Below are 16,033 nucleotides of genomic sequence, written 5' to 3'. Positions count from 1 at the left end.
AAGACTCATGGGAAACGTCTACGAGATCTATGCTCTGCGCTATGCGACGATGTCGCCGCGCACCCCCCACATGAACTTCCTGGTGCCCGACCCGCATGACAGCGCGGCGCAGGACCTCGATTATTTCGTCTGGCTGATTCGGGGGCACGGCCGCGACATTCTGGTCGATACCGGCTTCAACGCCGAGGAGGCGAGCGCGCGGGCGCGCAAGCTCACGCTCAATCCGGTTGATGCGCTGGAGCGTTTCGGCGTCGCGGCGGCAGCCATTCGTGACGTCATCGTGACGCATCTGCACTACGACCACGCCGGCAATCTCGACCGCTTTCCCAATGCGCGCTTCCATCTGCAGGAGCGCGAGATGGCCTACGCGACCGGGCGCTGCATGTGCAACGGTCTGCTGCGCCATCCGTTCTCGGTCGAGCATGTGACGCAGATGGTGCGCCACGTCTATGGCGAGCGCGTCACCTTCTATTCGGGCGACGGCGAGGTCGCTCCCGGCGTGACCGTGCACCGCGTCGGCGGCCATTCCGACGGCTTGCAGGTGGTGAAGGTCGAGACCGCGCGCGGCCCCGTGGTGCTGGCTTCCGATGCCGCGCATTACTACGCCAATCTGCAGCGCAAGAGCCCGTTCCCGATCGTCTACAATGTCGGGGACATGGCGCAAGGCTGGGACACGATCGAGCGCCTCGCCGGCCATCCCGACAGGTTCATCCCCGGCCACGATCCGATCGTGACGGAGATCTATCCGCGCGCCAGCGAAGGGGTCGACGCCTGGGCGCTGCATCTGCCGCCAACGCGGTCATTTGTGACGTGACGGAATCCGGGCGTGCAAGCAGCGCGCAAACGAGCATCGCCGGAGGTCCGAGTCGGGCCAGGAGCGGTCGTGAGCGGTGCGACCCCGGCCAGTCAATCCTAGTCGCCCCAACTGCCGGCTGCTACGATGAGGCGTGACCGCGGTTCTATCGCGGGTGCCCGCTCAGATTTGCGAGGCCGGAGCAACATCATGACCAGAGGCTCGGCAGCTCTGGGGTCGGCGGTCTTTTTTCTGATTGCCCCCACGACGGTCGCCGGTGTCGTGCCGTGGTGGATTTCGCAATGGCTTCTGCAAGCGCCGTTCTTCGATCTCCAGATTATCCGATGGTTCGGCGGGGTTCTGATCCTGCTCGGCATTCCGGTGCTGGTCGAAACCTTCATACGATTTGTGCTGCAAGGCGGCGGCACGCCAGCGCCGGTCGCACCAACGCAACATTTGGTGATCACCGGCCCCAATCGTTATGTCCGCAATCCGATCTATCTTGCCCTGGTGGCGATTGTACTTGGCCAGGGACTGATCCTCGGAAACACAGGGCTTCTGGTGTACGGCGCGCTACTGTGGATCGGCTTCCACATCTTCGTGCTGGCTTATGAGGAGCCGACGCTGCGCAGGACATTTGGAGCGGAGTACGACACCTATTGCGCCAATGTGTCGCGCTGGTTGCCACGCTTGCCCGGCCCGACGTCGGCGTCGTCCTGATTGATGAGCATGCCGTCGAAGCTCGGCTGTGGGTCAAAGGAGCGTCTTCGCGACCCCTAAGATGAGGCCCCGACGCGCTGATGCGCGTCGGGGCCAAAGCTTAATCACTCACTGCGATCAATCGCAGATGCGTCGGCGAACCACAACGTCCTCACCAAAGCGATTGGTTCGGTGTTCGACGATGGTTCGGCAGCTACCGCGGTAGTCCCGATCGTAGTAGCCGTAGTCCCGGTCGGGGCCCACATAGACGCCGCCTGGACCGACGCCAAACTCCACGGCATTCGCCGTTGTCACCGCTCCCGCAGCCAATGTGGCTGCCGCGGCGAGCGCGAGGATAATTCGCTTCATTTGGCACCTCCTCTGAGAAGTGACAGCGCACGGGGCCAACGATTGGCGCGGGGTTTGGTTTCGGGAAGAATTGACCGGCGAACAGCGCTGAAGGCCGTTCCCATGAAGGGCCGCCGTTCCATTGTGAATGATGTGTTCACAGAGGAACACGCAAACAGTCTGCTGTCGCGGGGGCAGCGAGTTCCGGCAGGACTCCCACCAACAACGCGGAGGGATTTTCGAGCCGCCAATTTAGTACGCCTGCTTGGCGTCGGCCTCTTCGCTGGTCTGGATCAGATCGAGGCTCTGCTCGATCTTGCCGAGCAGGGCCGACAATTGCTTGCGCTCCTGCGCGGAGAGGCAGGCGAGGATCTCGTCCTCCCGCCGCAGCAATTGCGGGAACAGCTCCTCGTAGAGCGCGCGGCCCTTCCTGGTCAGTTGCAGCCGGAATTCACGGCGGTCGGCTGCGTTCTCGACCCGCTCGATCAGGCCGTCGCTAAGCAGCGTCGTCACCGCGCGGCTGATGGTGGATTTGTGCGTGCGGGTGCACTGCGCGATGTACTGCGCGCTGCAGGCATCATTGCGGAAGCCGAGCGTGGCGATGACGCGCCAGGCCGGAATGTCGAGGCCGTGGCGCTCCTGATATTCGACGGACAGCGCGGAACTGACTTCCGCCGCGAGTCGGTTGAGACGGAACGGCACGAACTTGAACAGATCGAGCCGCGGCTTTGGCCGCGCCAAAGCCTCGTTGGCCGCGCGCGCTTTGAACGCAATGTCGCTGGATGTCCTCGCCAAGGAGAGCGCCTCCGAATTCCAGTTGACGGCCGGCCGGCTCCGGTCCAAAATAGTTGCACGTGAGACTATCTAGCAGATCAATCCTGTCCTGACCAGAGCCGAGGTTCGTGTATGGCGCCGGCCAATACCCCTCACGCCAAGACCGCTCAAGCCAAGACCCAGTTCGGCTATCGCCGTCACCCCGATCAGGACCGCTCCGCCTCGAGCCCCGCGGAGCATCCGGTCGTGATCGTCGGTGCAGGCCCGGTCGGGTTGTCGCTGGCGATCGATCTTGCCCAGCGCGGCCAGCGCGTCGTGCTGCTCGATGATGCTGACCGCATCGGCGAGGGTTCGCGCGCGATCTGCTTCTCGAAACGCTCGCTGGAATATTGGGACCGGCTCGGCGTCGGCGACCGCATGGTCGAGAAGGGCGTGGTGTGGAGTGTCGGGCGGATCTTCCACGGCGAACAGCAGCTGTACCAGTTCAATCTCCTGCCCGAAGACGGTCACAAGCGGCCGGCCTTCATCAATCTCCAGCAATATTACGCCGAGGCCTATCTGGTCGATCGCATCAATGAGCTGCCGGAGATCGACCTGCGCTGGCGCAACAAGGTGACGGCGCTCGAGCAGCGCAACGATTCCGTAGCGCTGACGATCGAGACGCCGGAGGGCGCCTATCGCCTGAGTTCGCAATATGTCATCGCCTGCGACGGCGCGCGCTCCTCGCTGCGGCAGATGGTCGGGGCGGAATTCGCCGGCCAGGTGTTCGAGGATCAGTTCCTGATCGCGGACGTCAAGATGACCGCGGAATTTCCGACCGAGCGCTGGTTCTGGTTCGATCCGCCGTTCCATGCCGGGCGTTCGGCGCTGCTGCACCGGCAGCCCGACGACGTCTGGCGCATCGACCTTCAGCTCAACCGCTATGCCGATCCGGTTCTCGAGAAGAAGCCGGAAAACGTGCGGCCGCGGATCGCGCGCATGCTCGGCCACGACAAGTTCGAGTTCGAGTGGATTTCGCTCTACAAATTCCAGTGCCGGCGGATGGACCGCTTCATCCATGGCCGCGTGATCTTCGCCGGCGATTCCGCGCATCAGGTCTCGCCCTTCGGCGCGCGTGGCGCGAACTCGGGACTCGAAGACGCGGAGAATCTGTCCTGGAAGCTCGACCGCGTGCTGCGCGGCAAATCGCCTGCGAGCCTGCTGGAGAGCTACCATATCGAGCGCAGCATGGCGGCCGACGAGAACATCCGGGAATCCACCCGCTCGACCGACTTCATGGCGCCGAACTCGCATCAGGAGGCGCGGCTGCGCAAGGCGGTGCTGTCACTGGCCAAGGAGACCGAGTTCGGCAAGCGCATGGTCAATGGCGGCCGGCTGTCGGTGCCGTGCAGCTACGATACGCCGCTGTCCTCACCCGATGCCGATGCGTGGGCCGGTGGACCTCGGCCCGGCTGCTCCATGCTCGATGCGCCAATTGCCGAGCAGGGCTATCTGACGGACGCCTTCCGTAAGGACGGAACGGACTTCACCCTGCTGTCGTTCAGCAACGGCGTTGCGCCCGATGCGCCCGACGGCATGAAGAATATCCGTATCGGTGGCGAGAAAGGACTGGGCGACCCCTCCGGCCTCGCCGCCAGGCGCTACGACGCGGGGCCCGGCGCAGCCTATCTGCTCAGGCCCGATGGTTATGTCGCGGCGCGCTTCCGCCATCCGACGCGCGAGGCGATCGCGGCGGCGCTGTCGCGGGCCGCAGGCTTGAATTGAGGTTTCGCATGCCGCTCTCCACCAGCTCGAACTTCGCGCGCCCCGACGATGCCTTCCGCGCCATGGTCGAGGCGCATCGCGGCCTGACCGAGGAGCAGAGCGCCGATTTCGACGCGGCGCTGGTGCTGATCCTCGCCAACCATATCGGCGACATCGACGTGCTGCGCGAGGCGATCGGACTCGCCAGGCGCCGTATGATCGACGGTCAGCAGCAACAGCAGCAACAACAATAACCCCGTAAGGACGAACGCATGGCGAAGAACTTCGCATCCACCGGCGATCTCTCCGAGAAGAAGATCACCTTCTCCGAGATCGGCACCGATCTCTATGCCTTCACCGCCGAGGGCGATCCCAACACGGCCGTGATCGTCGGCGACGATGGCTGCCTCGTGTTCGACGCCCAGGCGACGCCGGCGATGGCGAACAAGGTGATCGAGCGGGTCCGCGCCGTGACCGACAAGCCGATCAAATATGTCGTGCTGTCGCATTACCACGCCGTGCGCGTGCTGGGCGCCTCCGCCTATCACGCGCAGGGCATCGTCGCCTCGCAGGAGACCCATCGGCTGATCGCGGAGCGCGGCCAGCAGGATTGGGATTCCGAGTACGGCCGCTTTCCGCGCCTGTTCCAGGATGCCGCCAGCATCCCCGGCCTGACCTGGCCGACGCTGACCTTCGAAGGCGAGATGACGATCTATCTCGGCAAGCGCGAGGTACGCCTGATGCAGCTGGGCGCCGGCCACACCTCGGGCGACATCGTCGCCTGGGTGCCGGATGCGGAGGTGATGTTCTCCGGCGACCTCATCGAATATCATTCGGCCTGCTATTGCGGCGATGCGCATTTGCGCGAATGGCCGATGACGCTGAACGAGATCCGCAACTTCAATCCGAAGGCGATCGCGCCCGGCCGTGGCGATGCGCTGAAGGGCACCGCCACGGTGCGCGAGGCTATCGCGATGACGCGCGACTTCGTCACTTCGCTCTACGGCGCGGCCGAAATCTCGGTCGCCAGGGGCCGCACGCTGAAGGAATCCATGGCGGCGACGCGCGAGGTGATGGATCCGAAATTCTCGAGCTTTGCCATTTACGAGCACTGCCTGCCGTTCAACGTGTCGCGCGCCTACGACGAAGCGTCCGGTATAGACGACCCCGTGATCTGGACCGACAAGCGCGACCAGGAAATGTGGGCCGCCCTGCAAGGAGGAGGATAGTCATGAACATCAATACCTCGCCTGACCAGATCATCCGCAGCTCGGCCCAGGTGACGCCGGGCTACATGTCCGGCTTCGGCAACTCTTTCGAGACCGAGGCGCTGCCGGGCGCGCTGCCGATCGGGCGCAACTCGCCGCAGCGCTGCGCCTACGGGCTCTATGCCGAGCAGCTCTCGGGCTCGCCCTTCACCGCGCCGCGCGGCAGCAATGAGCGCTCCTGGCTCTATCGCATCCGCCCTTCCGTGAAGCATTCCGGCCGCTTCGAGAAGGTCGATGCCGGCCTGTGGCGTTCGGCGCCGTGCCACGAATACGACCTGCCGATCGCGCAGCTGCGCTGGGATCCGACGCCACTGCCGGAGGAGGAGGTCACCTTCGTCCAGGGTGTGCAGACCATGACGACGGCGGGGGATGTGAATACGCAGGCCGGCATGGCCGCGCATGTCTATCTCATCACCAAGTCGATGGTGGACCAGCATTTCTACGACGCCGACGGCGAGCTGATGTTCGTGCTGCAGCAGGGCAATCTGCGCCTCGTCACCGAGTTCGGCCGCATCGACGCCGAGCCCGGCGAGATCGTGGTGATCCCGCGCGGCGTCAAGTTCCGCGTCGAGATTCCGAACGGCCCGGCGCGCGGTTATCTCTGCGAGAATTACGGCGGCGCCTTCACGCTGCCGGAGCGCGGGCCGATCGGCGCCAATTGCCTCGCCAATGCGCGCGACTTCCTGACGCCGGTCGCAAACTACGAGGACAAGGACACGCCGACCGAGCTCTACGTGAAATGGGGCGGCTCGCTGTTCAAGACCAGGCTGCCGCATTCGCCGATCGATGTGGTGGCCTGGCACGGCAATTACGCGCCGTACAAGTATGATCTGCGCACCTTCTCTCCGGTCGGCGCGATCGGCTTCGACCATCCCGATCCCTCGATCTTCACGGTGCTGACCTCGCCGTCGGAGACCGCGGGCACCGCGAACATCGATTTCGTCATCTTCCCCGAGCGCTGGATGGTCGCCGAGAACACCTTCCGCCCGCCCTGGTACCACATGAACATCATGAGCGAGTTCATGGGCCTGATCTACGGCGTCTACGACGCCAAGCCGCAGGGCTTCGTCCCCGGCGGCATCTCTTTGCACAATTGCATGCTGCCGCACGGCCCCGACCGCGACGCCTTCGATCACGCCAGCAACGGCGAATTGAAGCCGGTGAAGCTGACCGGCACCATGGCCTTCATGTTCGAGACCCGCTACCCGCAGCGCGTCACCGCCCATGCCGCGAAGTCCTCGACGCTGCAGGACGATTACGCCGATTGCTGGAAGGGCCTGGAGAAGCGGTTCGATCCGAGCAAGCCGTGATGCCTCTTACCCTCCCCTGGAGGGGGAGGGTCGCGCGCGTCAGCGAGCGGGGTGGGGTGACGGTCTCTCCATTGAGGCGGTGCCCGAGCGGAGAGATCACCCCACCCCGTTTCGCATTCCGCTCCGCTTCATGCGAACCGACCCTCCCCCTCCAGGGGAGGGTGAAACCGTCACCGCTCCGCAACGGAAAACCAATGCCCCACCCCAACGACCCCAGCCTCCGCTCCTTCATCGAAGTCGATCCTTCGTCCGACTTCCCGATCCAGAACCTGCCCTATGGCGTGTTCTCGACCAAGGATGGCCGCGCCCCGCGCCTCGGCGTAGCGATTGGCGACTACGTGCTTGATCTCTGGGAGCTTGAGCAAGATGGCCTGATCAGTGCGGGCGAACCCGGCACATTTGCTGGAGGACTAAACGCTCTGATGTATCTGGGTCCGAAGGTTTGGTCGAAAACCCGTGCGCGTATCAGCGAGCTGTTGCGACACGACAATCCGGAGCTGCGCGACAACGAGCAGTTGCGTTCGCACGCTCTTGTTCCCATGCGCGATGCGAAGCTCCACATGCCCTTCACCGTCTCCGGCTACACCGACTTCTATTCCTCGAAAGAGCACGCCACCAATGTCGGCGTCATGTTCCGCGGCAAGGACAATGCGCTGCAGCCGAACTGGCTGCACATGCCGATCGCCTATAACGGCCGCGCCTCCACCGTGGTCGTCTCCGGCACCCAAGTGAAGCGGCCGCGCGGGCAGCTGAAGCCGCCGAATGTGGAGCTGCCGAGCTTTGCGCCGTGCAAGCGGCTCGATTTCGAGCTGGAGATGGGCGTCGTGATCGGCCAGCCGTCGCCGATGGGCGGCATGCTGAGCGAGCAGCAGGCGGAGGAAATGATCTTCGGTTTCGTGCTGCTCAACGACTGGAGCGCACGCGACATCCAGCAATGGGAATATGTGCCGCTCGGCCCGTTCCTGGCAAAAGCCTTCGCGACGTCGATCAGCCCCTGGGTGGTGACGCGCGAGGCGCTGGAGCCGTTCCGCCTGAACGGGCCGGAGCAGCAGCCGGTGCCGCTCGATTATCTCAAGCAGACGAGGCCCCAGAACTACGACGTCGAGCTCGACGTCTCCTTGCGCGCTGCAGGTGCCAATGCGCCCGCCAGCATCAGCCGCACCAATTTCAAGTACATGTACTGGTCCTCGGTGCAGCAATTGATGCACCACGCGTCTAGCGGCTGCGCCATGAATGTCGGCGATCTCTTAGGGAGCGGCACCATCTCCGGCCCGGAGAAGAACCAGCGCGGCAGCCTGCTCGAGATCAGCTGGAACGGCACCGAGCCGGTCGAATTGCCAGGTGGCGCCAGGCGCTCGTTCCTCGAAGACGGCGACAGCCTCGTCATGCGCGGCTGGTGCCAGGGCAACGGCTATCGCGTGGGGTTCGGCGAGGTCGAGGGGACGATATTGGCGGCGGAGTAGCCGCGGTCGCCACCACAACCTCCGTCATTGCGAGCGCAGCGAAGCAATCCAGAATCTTTCCGCGGCGGCAGCCTGGATTGCTTCGTCGCAAGGGCTCCTCGCAATGACGGCGTGGGCAGAGCCTACCGCCGCTCCGGCGGCACGTCGCGCACCCGCGCACAATGCGCCGCGACATCCTCCACGCTGTACTTCAGATGCACCCGCTTGTCCGACGGCATCTGCTTGGCGGTGCACACGCCCGGCCGCCATTCCTGCGCCGGCCTGATCGGGCGCGGGGCAAAGCCGCCGCCGCAATTCGGGCAGACATTGAACAGCTTGGTTTCGACGCAGTCCGCACAGAACGTGCATTCATAGGAGCAGATCCGCGCATTGGTTGCGTCGGGCGGCAGATCGCAATCGCAATATTCGCAGTTCGGTCGCAGCTGGAGCGCCATGTTGAATCTCCGCAACTAGAGCTGCGATCATCGCAGATCGTGCAGCCAGCGCGAATGCCATAGTTCCCTCGATTTCAGCCGGGATTGATCTCCTTGAGCGGCAGCTTCGAGCTCTCCTTCAGCCGGTCCAGCACGATCGAGGAGCGCACATGCGCCACGCTCTGGTGCGGCATCAGGACGTCGTTGACGAGGTCGGACAGGCCCTTGAGGTCGCGCAGCACGGCCTTGAGGACATAATCGGCGTCGCCCGTCAGCGAATACGCCTCCTGGATCTCGTCGATCCGGTTCACCAGCGCACGGAAGCGTTTCGAGTTGTCCGGCGAGTGTGTCGCCAGTCCCACCTGGATGAAGGCGATCACGCCGAAGCCGAGCGCCTCGCTGGAGAGGTCGGCGTGATAGCCCGCGATCACCTTCTCCTCCTCCAGCCGCATTCGCCGCCGTGAGCATTGCGAGGCCGACAGGCCCGCAAGGTCGGCCAGCTCCTGGTTGGTAAGGCGGCCGTCGTCCTGCAGCGCACTGAGGATCTTGAGGTCGAAGGCATCCACGGAGATCATGCGTGTTTGGCCCATTCGGTGCACGGATCGTGCATACATTAACCAATCGACGTCCCGTTTGCACGCTCCTTGCGCGTCCCATGAAGGATAGTTCCTGCCAGCAGCCATTTGGGAGAACACCATGGGTCCGTTTCCGCACGATGCACCGCCTGCCACGATCAGTGCCGACAACCCGATGGGCACCGACGGCTTCGAGTTCGTCGAATACGCCCATCCCCGTCCGGAAGAGCTGCACGCGCTGTTCAAGCTGATGGGCTATGCGCCCGCCGCGCGCCACAGGACCAAGAAGATCACGGTCTATCGCCAGGGCGACATCAACTATCTCGTCAACGAGGAGCCGGGCACCCACGGCACCGATTTCGTCGCCGCGCACGGCCCCTGTGCGCCGTCGATGGCGTTCCGCGTCGTCGATGCCAAGGCGGCCTATGACCGCGCGATCGCCCTCGGCGCCGAGCCGGCCGACGTATCCTCCGCGCAGAAGACGCTTGACGTGCCCGCGATCAAGGGCATCGGCGGCAGCCTGCTGTATCTGGTCGATCGCTACGGTGCCAAGGGCTCGGCCTATGACGCCGAGTTCGAATGGTTAGGGGAGCGCGATCCCAAACCCGTTGGCGCCGGCCTGTTCTATCTCGACCATCTCACCCACAACGTCCATCGCGGACGCATGAATGTCTGGGCCGGCTTCTATGAGAAGCTGTTCAACTTCCGCCAGATCCGCTTCTTCGACATCGAGGGCCGCGCCTCCGGCCTGTTCTCGCGGGCGCTGACCAGCCCCGATGGCAAGATCCGCATTCCGATCAACGAGGACGCCGGCGATTCCGGCCAGATCGAGGAATATCTGCAGACCTATCGCGGCGAGGGCATCCAGCACATCGCCTGCGGCTGCCGCGACATCTACCGCACCATCGAAGGCCTGCGCAAGGCCGGCCTGCCGTTCATGCCGTCGCCGCCCGACACCTATTTCGAGAAGATCGACGCGCGCCTGCCCAAGCATGGCGAAGACGTCGCGCGGCTCAAGAAGAACGGCATCCTGATCGACGGCGAGGGCGTGGTCGATGGCGGCCAGACCAAGGTGCTGCTGCAGATCTTCTCGGCCAACGCGATCGGCCCGATCTTCTTCGAGTTCATCCAGCGCAAGGGCGATGATGGATTCGGCGAGGGTAATTTCAAGGCCCTGTTCGAATCGATCGAGGAGGACCAGATCCGGCGCGGGGTATTGAAGGTGGGGAACGCGGCGTAGGCTGCCGCGCGATAGCCCGCTCGCGCGTCATCCAAAGCTGTCGTCCCGGACAAGCGCGCGTAGATCCGGGACCCATAACCACAGGATGTGGGGCAGTGCGAGCTGACAACTCCGGGTCTTCGCCAAACCACTCCCTGTGGTTATGGGTCCCTGACCAGCGCTCGCTACGCTCGCTTGTCCGGGACGACGGCGGAGTTTGACGCGACAGAGAGAGTCTAGCGCCCCGCCCAGGCCTTCATCACCGCAGCGATCTCCGCCGCCTCCGGCTCGCGCGCGGCCGATGGCGTGCGCGAGAATCGCGGCGCAGGTGCCGGCTGCTTCACGCCGTGGCGCTCGATGAAGACGTTGCGGGCGACCATGTGCGGATGCTTCGTCGCCTCCGACATGGTCAGCACCGGCGCGAAGCAGATGTCGGTGCCTTCCATGATCTTGCACCAGTCCTCGCGCGTCTTGCTCTTGAACACGGACCGGAGCTTCTCCTTCAGCGCCGGCCAGGCCTTGCGGTCCATCTGCGCGTCGAAATCCGCATCCGTTAGGCCCGCATGCTCGCGCAGCAGCGCGTAGAATTGCGGCTCGATCGAGCCGATCGAGACGAAGTGCCCGCAGGCGCATTCGTAGACGCCGTAGAAATGCGCGCCGCCGTCGAGGAAGTTCTGGTTGCGCCCTTCGGTCCAGCGTCCCATCGTGGTCATGTCGAAGAAGAACGACATCAGCGAGGCCGCGCCGTCGCACATCGCCGCGTCCACCACCTGGCCCATGCGCGATTTCTGCGCTTCCAAGAGCGCGGCGAGCACGCCGACGACGAGATAGAGCGCACCGCCGCCGAAATCGCCGACCAGGTTGAGCGGCGGCACCGGCGCTTCCTCCGTGCCGATCGCGGCGAGCGCGCCGGTGATGGAGATGTAGTTGATGTCGTGGCCGGCCGCATTGGCGAGCGGGCCTTCCTGGCCCCAGCCGGTCATGCGGCCATAGACCAGCTTCGGATTGCGCGCGAGCACAACGTCCGGCCCGAGCCCGAGCCGCTCCATCACGCCGGGGCGAAAACCCTCGACCAGCGCGTCCGCGCTCCCGAGCAGATCCAGCACTTGCGCGATCGCCGCCTTGTCCTTGAGGTCGAGCTCGATCACCTTGCGGCCGCGCCCCGCCACCGACGTCATGCTCTTCTTCGCGCCGACGCGGTCGAGCGTGACGACATCGGCGCCCATGTCGGCCAGCATCATGCAGGCGAACGGACCGGGCCCGATGCCGGCGAATTCGACGATGCGGAAGCCCGAGAGCGGGCCGGAGGTGCGGACGGTCGAGGTGGGAGCTGGTTTGTCGAGCACGTTGTTGTTTCCTCGGGTCGCGGGCGCATGCGCCTGATGCGGCAATCGCCTCTGACGCTTCTTCTGTTGAGCGAGTTAATCGGCCGATTAACTTTTCTCGCCTTCACGCCAGCGAGGCAAGCGGTTTTCATGCCGCACGGCCAAAATAAAACGGCGCACACCGAAGTGCGCGCCGCGGAAAATTTGCGTGGAGACGCTAAGCCGAACTGTCAGCGAGCAGCAGCGACCGCGCGTTGTGCCATCACCTTGATCAGATTGGCGCGATATTCCGCCGTGCCGTGGATGTCGGCCAGCAATCCGTTTGCCGAAATCGTCACGCTGTCGATCGCCGATGGCGACCAGTTCGCCTTCAGCGCGGCTTCGATCGCCGGCACCCGCATCACGCCGGTTTGCGAGGCGCCGGTGGCGGCAACGCGAACGTCGCCCGACTTTGTCTGCGCCACGAACACGCCGGTCAGCGCGAAGCGCGAGGCCGGATGCCGCATCTTCTCGTAGCCTGCCTTCGCCGGCACGGGGAATGACACGGCGGTGATGATCTCGCCGTCTTCGAGCGCCGTCGTGAACAGGCCCTGGAAGAAATCATCCGCCGCAATCGACCGCTTGTTGGTCTTCACGGTCGCGCCGAGCGCGAGCAGCGCCGCCGGGAAATCCGCGGCTGGATCGTTGTTGGCGATCGAGCCGCCGATGGTGCCGCGGTAGCGCACGGCGGGATCGCCGAGAACTGAGGTGAGATAGGCGATTGCAGGAATCGCCTGCTTCACGTCGGCATTCGTCATGATGTCGTAATAGGCCGTCGCGGCCTTGATGGTCAGCGTGTCGCCCGACAGCTCGACGCCCTGCAGCTCCTTGATCCTGCCGAGGTCGATGACGTCGGATGGACCTGCGAGGCGCTGCTTCATGACCGGCAGCAGCGTCTGGCCGCCGGCGAGGAACTTCGACTCGCTGCCTTTGGCGAACAGGCTGGCGGCTTCGTCGACCGAGGAGGCGCGATGATAGGTGGTCTGGTACATCTTCGATGCTCCTCTTTAAGCCGCGTGGATCGTGCGCCACACCCGATCCGGGGTTGCGGGCATTTCCAGATTGTTCTTGCCGATCGCATCCGTGATCGCGTTGATCACGGCCGCCGACGCCCCGATCGCGCCGGCCTCACCGCAACCCTTGATGCCCAGGGGATTGCCAGGGCACAGCGTCGTGGTGTGGGACAGGTTGAACGACGGCACGTCGTCGGCGCGCGGCATGGCGTAATCCATGAACGAGGCCGTGACCGGCTGGCCGTTGGCATCGTAGATCGCATGCTCGAGCAATGCCTGCCCGATACCCTGCACGAGGCCGCCATGGACCTGGCCCTCGACGATCATCGGGTTGATCAGCCGGCCGAAATCGTCGGCCGCGACGAAGTTGATGAACGAGGTCTTGCCGGTGCCGGGATCGACCTCGACCTCGCAGATATAGGCGCCGGCCGGGAAGGTGAAGTTGGTCGGGTCGTAGAAGGCGCTCTCCTTCAGGCCCGGCTCCATCCCGTCAGGCAGGTTGTGCGCGGTGTAGGCCGCGAGCGCGACCATCGGCAGGGCGATGGCCTTGTCGGTGCCGGTTACCTTGAACTCGCCGTTCTCGATGACGATGTCGGCCTCCGACGTCTCCAGCGCGTGCGCGGCGATCTTCTTGGCCTTGGATTCGACTTTCTCCATCGCCTTCAGGATCGCGGTGAGGCCGACGGCCGCAGAGCGCGAGCCGTAGGTGCCCATGCCGAACTGCACCTTGTCGGTGTCGCCATGGACGATCGAGACCTGGCTGATCGGAACGCCAAGGCGCTCCGCGACGAGTTGGCAGAACGTGGTCTCGTGACCCTGGCCGTGGCTGTGCGAGCCGGTGAGGATCTCGATGGTGCCGACCGGGTTGACGCGCACCTCGGCCGATTCCCATAAGCCGACGCCGGCGCCCAGGCTGCCGACCGCCTTCGACGGCGCGATGCCGCAGGCCTCGATGTAGCATGACACGCCGATGCCGCGCAGCTTGCCGTCGGCCTTCGCCTTGGCCTTGCGGGCAGGGAAGCCGGCATAGTCGATCGCCTTCATCGCCGCGTCGAGCGACGCGTTAAAGTCGCCGGTGTCGTAGGCCATGATGACAGGCGTCTGGTGCGGGAACTGGGTGATGAAGTTGGTCCGCCGCAACTGGGCCGGATCGACGTTCAGCTGCCGCGCCGCCGTTTCCATCAACCGTTCGATCAGGTAGCTCGCCTCCGGGCGGCCCGCGCCGCGATAGGCGTCGACCGGGGTGGTGTTGGTGTAGACCCCGATCACCTCGGCATGGATCGCTGGGATGTTATACTGGCCCGACAGCAGCGTCGCGTAGAGATAGGTCGGCACCGACGACGAGAACAGCGACATGTAGGCGCCGAAATTGGCGTAGGTCTTCACCCTCAGGCCGATGATCTTGTTGTTGGCGTCGAAGGCCATCTCGGCATGGGTGATGTGATCGCGGCCATGCGCGTCGGTCAGGAAGGCCTCGGTGCGGTCGCCGGTCCACTTGACGGGACGGCCGACCTTCTTCGAGGCCCACAGCGCCACCATCTCCTCGGGATAGATGAAGATCTTGGAGCCGAAGCCGCCGCCGACGTCGGGGGCGATCACGCGCAGCTTGTGCTCGGGGGCGATGTTGTAGAACGCCGACAGCACGAGACGCGCGACGTGCGGGTTCTGCGACGTCGTATAGAGGGTGAAGTGCTCCTCGGCGCTGTCGTAATCGGCGATCGCCGCGCGCGGCTCCATCGCATTCGGCGCGAGGCGGTTGTTGGTAACGTCGAGCTTCACCACATTGGCGGCTTTCGAGAAGGCGGCATTCACCGCGCCCTCGTCGCCGATCACCCAGTCATAGACCTGGTTGCCGGGGGCCTCGGGATGAAGCTGCGGCGCGCCGGGCTTGATGGCGGCGCGCATATCGGCGACCGCGGGAAGCTCCTCGTAGTCGACGACGATGGCTTCCGCCGCGTCGCGCGCGAGATTCTTGCTCTCGGCGATCACGACCGCGACGGCCTGCCCGACGAAGCGCACCGTCTCCGGCGCCATCGCCGGCCATGCGCCCATCTTCATCGGGCTTCCGTCCTTGGAGGTGATGGCCCAGCCGCAGATCAGGTTGCCGACCTTGTCGTCGACCAGCTGCTGGCCGGTGAGCACTGCGACCACGCCCGGCATCTTCAGCGCCGCGGACGAATCGATCTTCTTGACCTTCGCGTGCGCGTGCGGGCTGCGGATGAAATAGGCATGGGTCATGCCCGTCAATTTGATGTCGTCGACGTAACGGCCCTTGCCGGTAATGAAACGCTTGTCTTCCTTGCGCACGACGCGTGCGCCGATGCCTTCAACACCCATGTCTGGTCCTCCCGACCGGAAATTTTATGACTGCGCTTTCCTTCGAAAGCAGCAAGCGGTGAATTTCTTTCGAGGCGCGCCGCTTACTCGGCCGCTTGCGAGACCTTCATGCGGCCGGCCGCATCCAGCACGGCCTTGACGATGTTGTGATAGCCGGTGCAGCGGCAGATATTGCCTTCGAGCTCGGTGCGGACGGTCGCCTCGTCGAGCTTTCCACCATGGCGGTGCACGATGTCGATCGCCGACATGATCATGCCCGGCGTGCAATAGCCGCACTGCAGGCCGTGATTGTCGCGGAAGGCGGCCTGCATCGGGTGCAGCTCGTCGCCCTTGGCGATGCCCTCGATCGTGGTGATGGTGGCGCCGTCGGCCTGCCCTGCCAGCATGGTGCAGGATTTCACCGCACGGCCGTCCATGTGCACGACGCAGGCGCCGCACTGGCTGGTGTCGCAGCCGACATGGGTCCCGGTCAGGTTGAGGTGATCGCGCAGGAGCTGGACCAGCAGCGTGCGGTCCTCGACATCGACAGCAACGGCCTTGCCGTTGACCGTCAGTTTGACTGTAGACACGTGAAGTCCTCCCAAAGTGATTTTGATTGGTTCTAATTAGAGACAGCGCGAACGAAACTTTGCAACTGGGTTTTTGCTGGCCGCGGTCATGGAAGGGTCATCGTGTGACGGTCGCAGATGTGCGATTCGGCCACGATGCCTCGTG

16 protein-coding genes are annotated in these 16,033 nt (G+C 64.4%); 8 read left to right on the top strand and 8 right to left on the bottom strand.

The features are described 5' to 3' along the window. The first annotated feature begins 7 nt into the window (after positions 1–7). Both HZZ16_RS32290 and HZZ16_RS32285 read left to right on the top strand, forming a co-directional pair. Positions 8–814: an N-acyl homoserine lactonase family protein gene (locus tag HZZ16_RS32290; RefSeq protein ID WP_197954245.1), complete on the top strand. Its 807-nt coding sequence runs from the start codon at positions 8–10 to the stop codon at positions 812–814. Positions 815–1,003: 189 nt separating this feature from the next. Continuing rightward, on the top strand, positions 1,004–1,513 hold the full coding sequence (locus HZZ16_RS32285) for a methyltransferase family protein (RefSeq protein WP_197954244.1): 510 nt from the start codon (positions 1,004–1,006) through the stop codon (positions 1,511–1,513). A gap of 117 nt (positions 1,514–1,630) precedes the next feature. Here HZZ16_RS32285 and HZZ16_RS32280 read toward each other — a convergent pair whose 3' ends face one another. Beyond that, positions 1,631–1,861: a hypothetical protein gene (locus tag HZZ16_RS32280; protein WP_197954243.1), complete on the bottom strand. Its 231-nt coding sequence runs from the start codon at positions 1,859–1,861 to the stop codon at positions 1,631–1,633. Between the two features lie 231 nt (positions 1,862–2,092). Next, the gene (locus HZZ16_RS32275) at positions 2,093–2,635 is read right to left on the bottom strand and encodes a MarR family winged helix-turn-helix transcriptional regulator (protein WP_197954241.1); all 543 of its coding nucleotides are present in this window, start codon (positions 2,633–2,635) and stop codon (positions 2,093–2,095) included. A 111-nt stretch (positions 2,636–2,746) separates the two neighbouring features. Between HZZ16_RS32275 and HZZ16_RS32270 the strand changes: the two genes are divergently transcribed. The 5 genes from HZZ16_RS32270 to fahA all read left to right on the top strand — a co-directional run bounded on the left by HZZ16_RS32270 (position 2,747) and on the right by fahA (position 8,398). Continuing rightward, positions 2,747–4,378: an FAD-dependent oxidoreductase gene (locus HZZ16_RS32270; RefSeq protein ID WP_197954239.1), complete on the top strand. Its 1,632-nt coding sequence runs from the start codon at positions 2,747–2,749 to the stop codon at positions 4,376–4,378. An 8-nt stretch (positions 4,379–4,386) separates the two neighbouring features. Further along, positions 4,387–4,611 carry a DUF2783 domain-containing protein gene (locus HZZ16_RS32265; protein ID WP_197954237.1) on the top strand — a complete coding sequence of 75 codons (225 nt, stop codon included), beginning with the start codon at positions 4,387–4,389 and terminating at the stop codon, positions 4,609–4,611. An 18-nt stretch (positions 4,612–4,629) separates the two neighbouring features. After that, positions 4,630–5,586 (top strand): MBL fold metallo-hydrolase, encoded by a 957-nt coding sequence (locus HZZ16_RS32260; RefSeq protein ID WP_197954235.1) that lies wholly within the window; start codon positions 4,630–4,632, stop codon positions 5,584–5,586. Between the two features lie 2 nt (positions 5,587–5,588). Beyond that, positions 5,589–6,935, top strand: a complete 1,347-nt coding sequence (gene hmgA, locus HZZ16_RS32255) for a homogentisate 1,2-dioxygenase (protein ID WP_197954234.1) — start codon at positions 5,589–5,591, stop codon at positions 6,933–6,935. A 194-nt stretch (positions 6,936–7,129) separates the two neighbouring features. After that, entirely contained in the window at positions 7,130–8,398 is a 1,269-nt protein-coding gene (gene fahA, locus HZZ16_RS32250) for a fumarylacetoacetase (RefSeq protein ID WP_197954233.1), read from the top strand. Between the two features lie 122 nt (positions 8,399–8,520). Here the strand turns inward: fahA and HZZ16_RS32245 are convergent, their stop codons facing one another. Both HZZ16_RS32245 and HZZ16_RS32240 read right to left on the bottom strand, forming a co-directional pair. Beyond that, entirely contained in the window at positions 8,521–8,832 is a 312-nt protein-coding gene (locus HZZ16_RS32245) for a DUF1272 domain-containing protein (RefSeq protein WP_197954232.1), read from the bottom strand. Between the two features lie 74 nt (positions 8,833–8,906). Next, positions 8,907–9,386: an Lrp/AsnC family transcriptional regulator gene (locus HZZ16_RS32240; protein WP_197954231.1), complete on the bottom strand. Its 480-nt coding sequence runs from the start codon at positions 9,384–9,386 to the stop codon at positions 8,907–8,909. A 121-nt stretch (positions 9,387–9,507) separates the two neighbouring features. Here HZZ16_RS32240 and hppD point away from each other — a divergent pair, with 121 nt between their 5' ends. After that, positions 9,508–10,626: a 4-hydroxyphenylpyruvate dioxygenase gene (hppD, locus tag HZZ16_RS32235; RefSeq protein WP_197954230.1), complete on the top strand. Its 1,119-nt coding sequence runs from the start codon at positions 9,508–9,510 to the stop codon at positions 10,624–10,626. A 215-nt stretch (positions 10,627–10,841) separates the two neighbouring features. Here the strand turns inward: hppD and HZZ16_RS32230 are convergent, their stop codons facing one another. The 4 genes from HZZ16_RS32230 to HZZ16_RS32215 all read right to left on the bottom strand — a co-directional run bounded on the left by HZZ16_RS32230 (position 10,842) and on the right by HZZ16_RS32215 (position 15,888). Further along, the gene (locus HZZ16_RS32230) at positions 10,842–11,951 is read right to left on the bottom strand and encodes a CaiB/BaiF CoA transferase family protein (protein ID WP_197954229.1); all 1,110 of its coding nucleotides are present in this window, start codon (positions 11,949–11,951) and stop codon (positions 10,842–10,844) included. A 209-nt stretch (positions 11,952–12,160) separates the two neighbouring features. Further along, positions 12,161–12,961 carry an FAD binding domain-containing protein gene (locus HZZ16_RS32225; RefSeq protein ID WP_197954226.1) on the bottom strand — a complete coding sequence of 267 codons (801 nt, stop codon included), beginning with the start codon at positions 12,959–12,961 and terminating at the stop codon, positions 12,161–12,163. Between the two features lie 15 nt (positions 12,962–12,976). Continuing rightward, a complete protein-coding gene (locus HZZ16_RS32220; RefSeq protein WP_197954224.1) occupies positions 12,977–15,319 on the bottom strand; it encodes a xanthine dehydrogenase family protein molybdopterin-binding subunit in 2,343 nt (780 codons plus the stop codon). Positions 15,320–15,402: 83 nt separating this feature from the next. Beyond that, entirely contained in the window at positions 15,403–15,888 is a 486-nt protein-coding gene (locus HZZ16_RS32215; RefSeq protein ID WP_197954221.1) for a (2Fe-2S)-binding protein, read from the bottom strand. Positions 15,889–16,033: the final 145 nt, after the last annotated feature.

It is taken from the genome of Bradyrhizobium glycinis, assembly GCF_016031655.1.
GTDB classification, from domain to species: domain Bacteria; phylum Pseudomonadota; class Alphaproteobacteria; order Rhizobiales; family Xanthobacteraceae; genus Bradyrhizobium; species Bradyrhizobium glycinis.
This window is presented reverse-complemented; position numbering and strand designations above follow the sequence as displayed.

Bases quoted from the DNA above. Each gene is read 5' to 3' on its own strand.
- HZZ16_RS32280 (WP_197954243.1), bottom strand. From the start codon at position 1,861: ATGAAGCGAATTATCCTCGCGCTCGCCGCGGCAGCCACATTGGCTGCG.
- HZZ16_RS32220 (WP_197954224.1), bottom strand. From the start codon at position 15,319: ATGGGTGTTGAAGGCATCGGCGCACGCGTCGTGCGCAAGGAAGACAAG.
- hppD (WP_197954230.1), top strand. From the start codon at position 9,508: ATGGGTCCGTTTCCGCACGATGCACCGCCTGCCACGATCAGTGCCGAC.
- HZZ16_RS32285 (WP_197954244.1), top strand. From the start codon at position 1,004: ATGACCAGAGGCTCGGCAGCTCTGGGGTCGGCGGTCTTTTTTCTGATT.
- HZZ16_RS32270 (WP_197954239.1), top strand. From the start codon at position 2,747: ATGGCGCCGGCCAATACCCCTCACGCCAAGACCGCTCAAGCCAAGACC.
- HZZ16_RS32265 (WP_197954237.1), top strand. From the start codon at position 4,387: ATGCCGCTCTCCACCAGCTCGAACTTCGCGCGCCCCGACGATGCCTTC.
- HZZ16_RS32260 (WP_197954235.1), top strand. From the start codon at position 4,630: ATGGCGAAGAACTTCGCATCCACCGGCGATCTCTCCGAGAAGAAGATC.
- HZZ16_RS32245 (WP_197954232.1), bottom strand. From the start codon at position 8,832: ATGGCGCTCCAGCTGCGACCGAACTGCGAATATTGCGATTGCGATCTG.
- fahA (WP_197954233.1), top strand. From the start codon at position 7,130: ATGCCCCACCCCAACGACCCCAGCCTCCGCTCCTTCATCGAAGTCGAT.
- HZZ16_RS32225 (WP_197954226.1), bottom strand. From the start codon at position 12,961: ATGTACCAGACCACCTATCATCGCGCCTCCTCGGTCGACGAAGCCGCC.
- HZZ16_RS32240 (WP_197954231.1), bottom strand. From the start codon at position 9,386: ATGATCTCCGTGGATGCCTTCGACCTCAAGATCCTCAGTGCGCTGCAG.
- HZZ16_RS32290 (WP_197954245.1), top strand. From the start codon at position 8: ATGGGAAACGTCTACGAGATCTATGCTCTGCGCTATGCGACGATGTCG.
- hmgA (WP_197954234.1), top strand. From the start codon at position 5,589: ATGAACATCAATACCTCGCCTGACCAGATCATCCGCAGCTCGGCCCAG.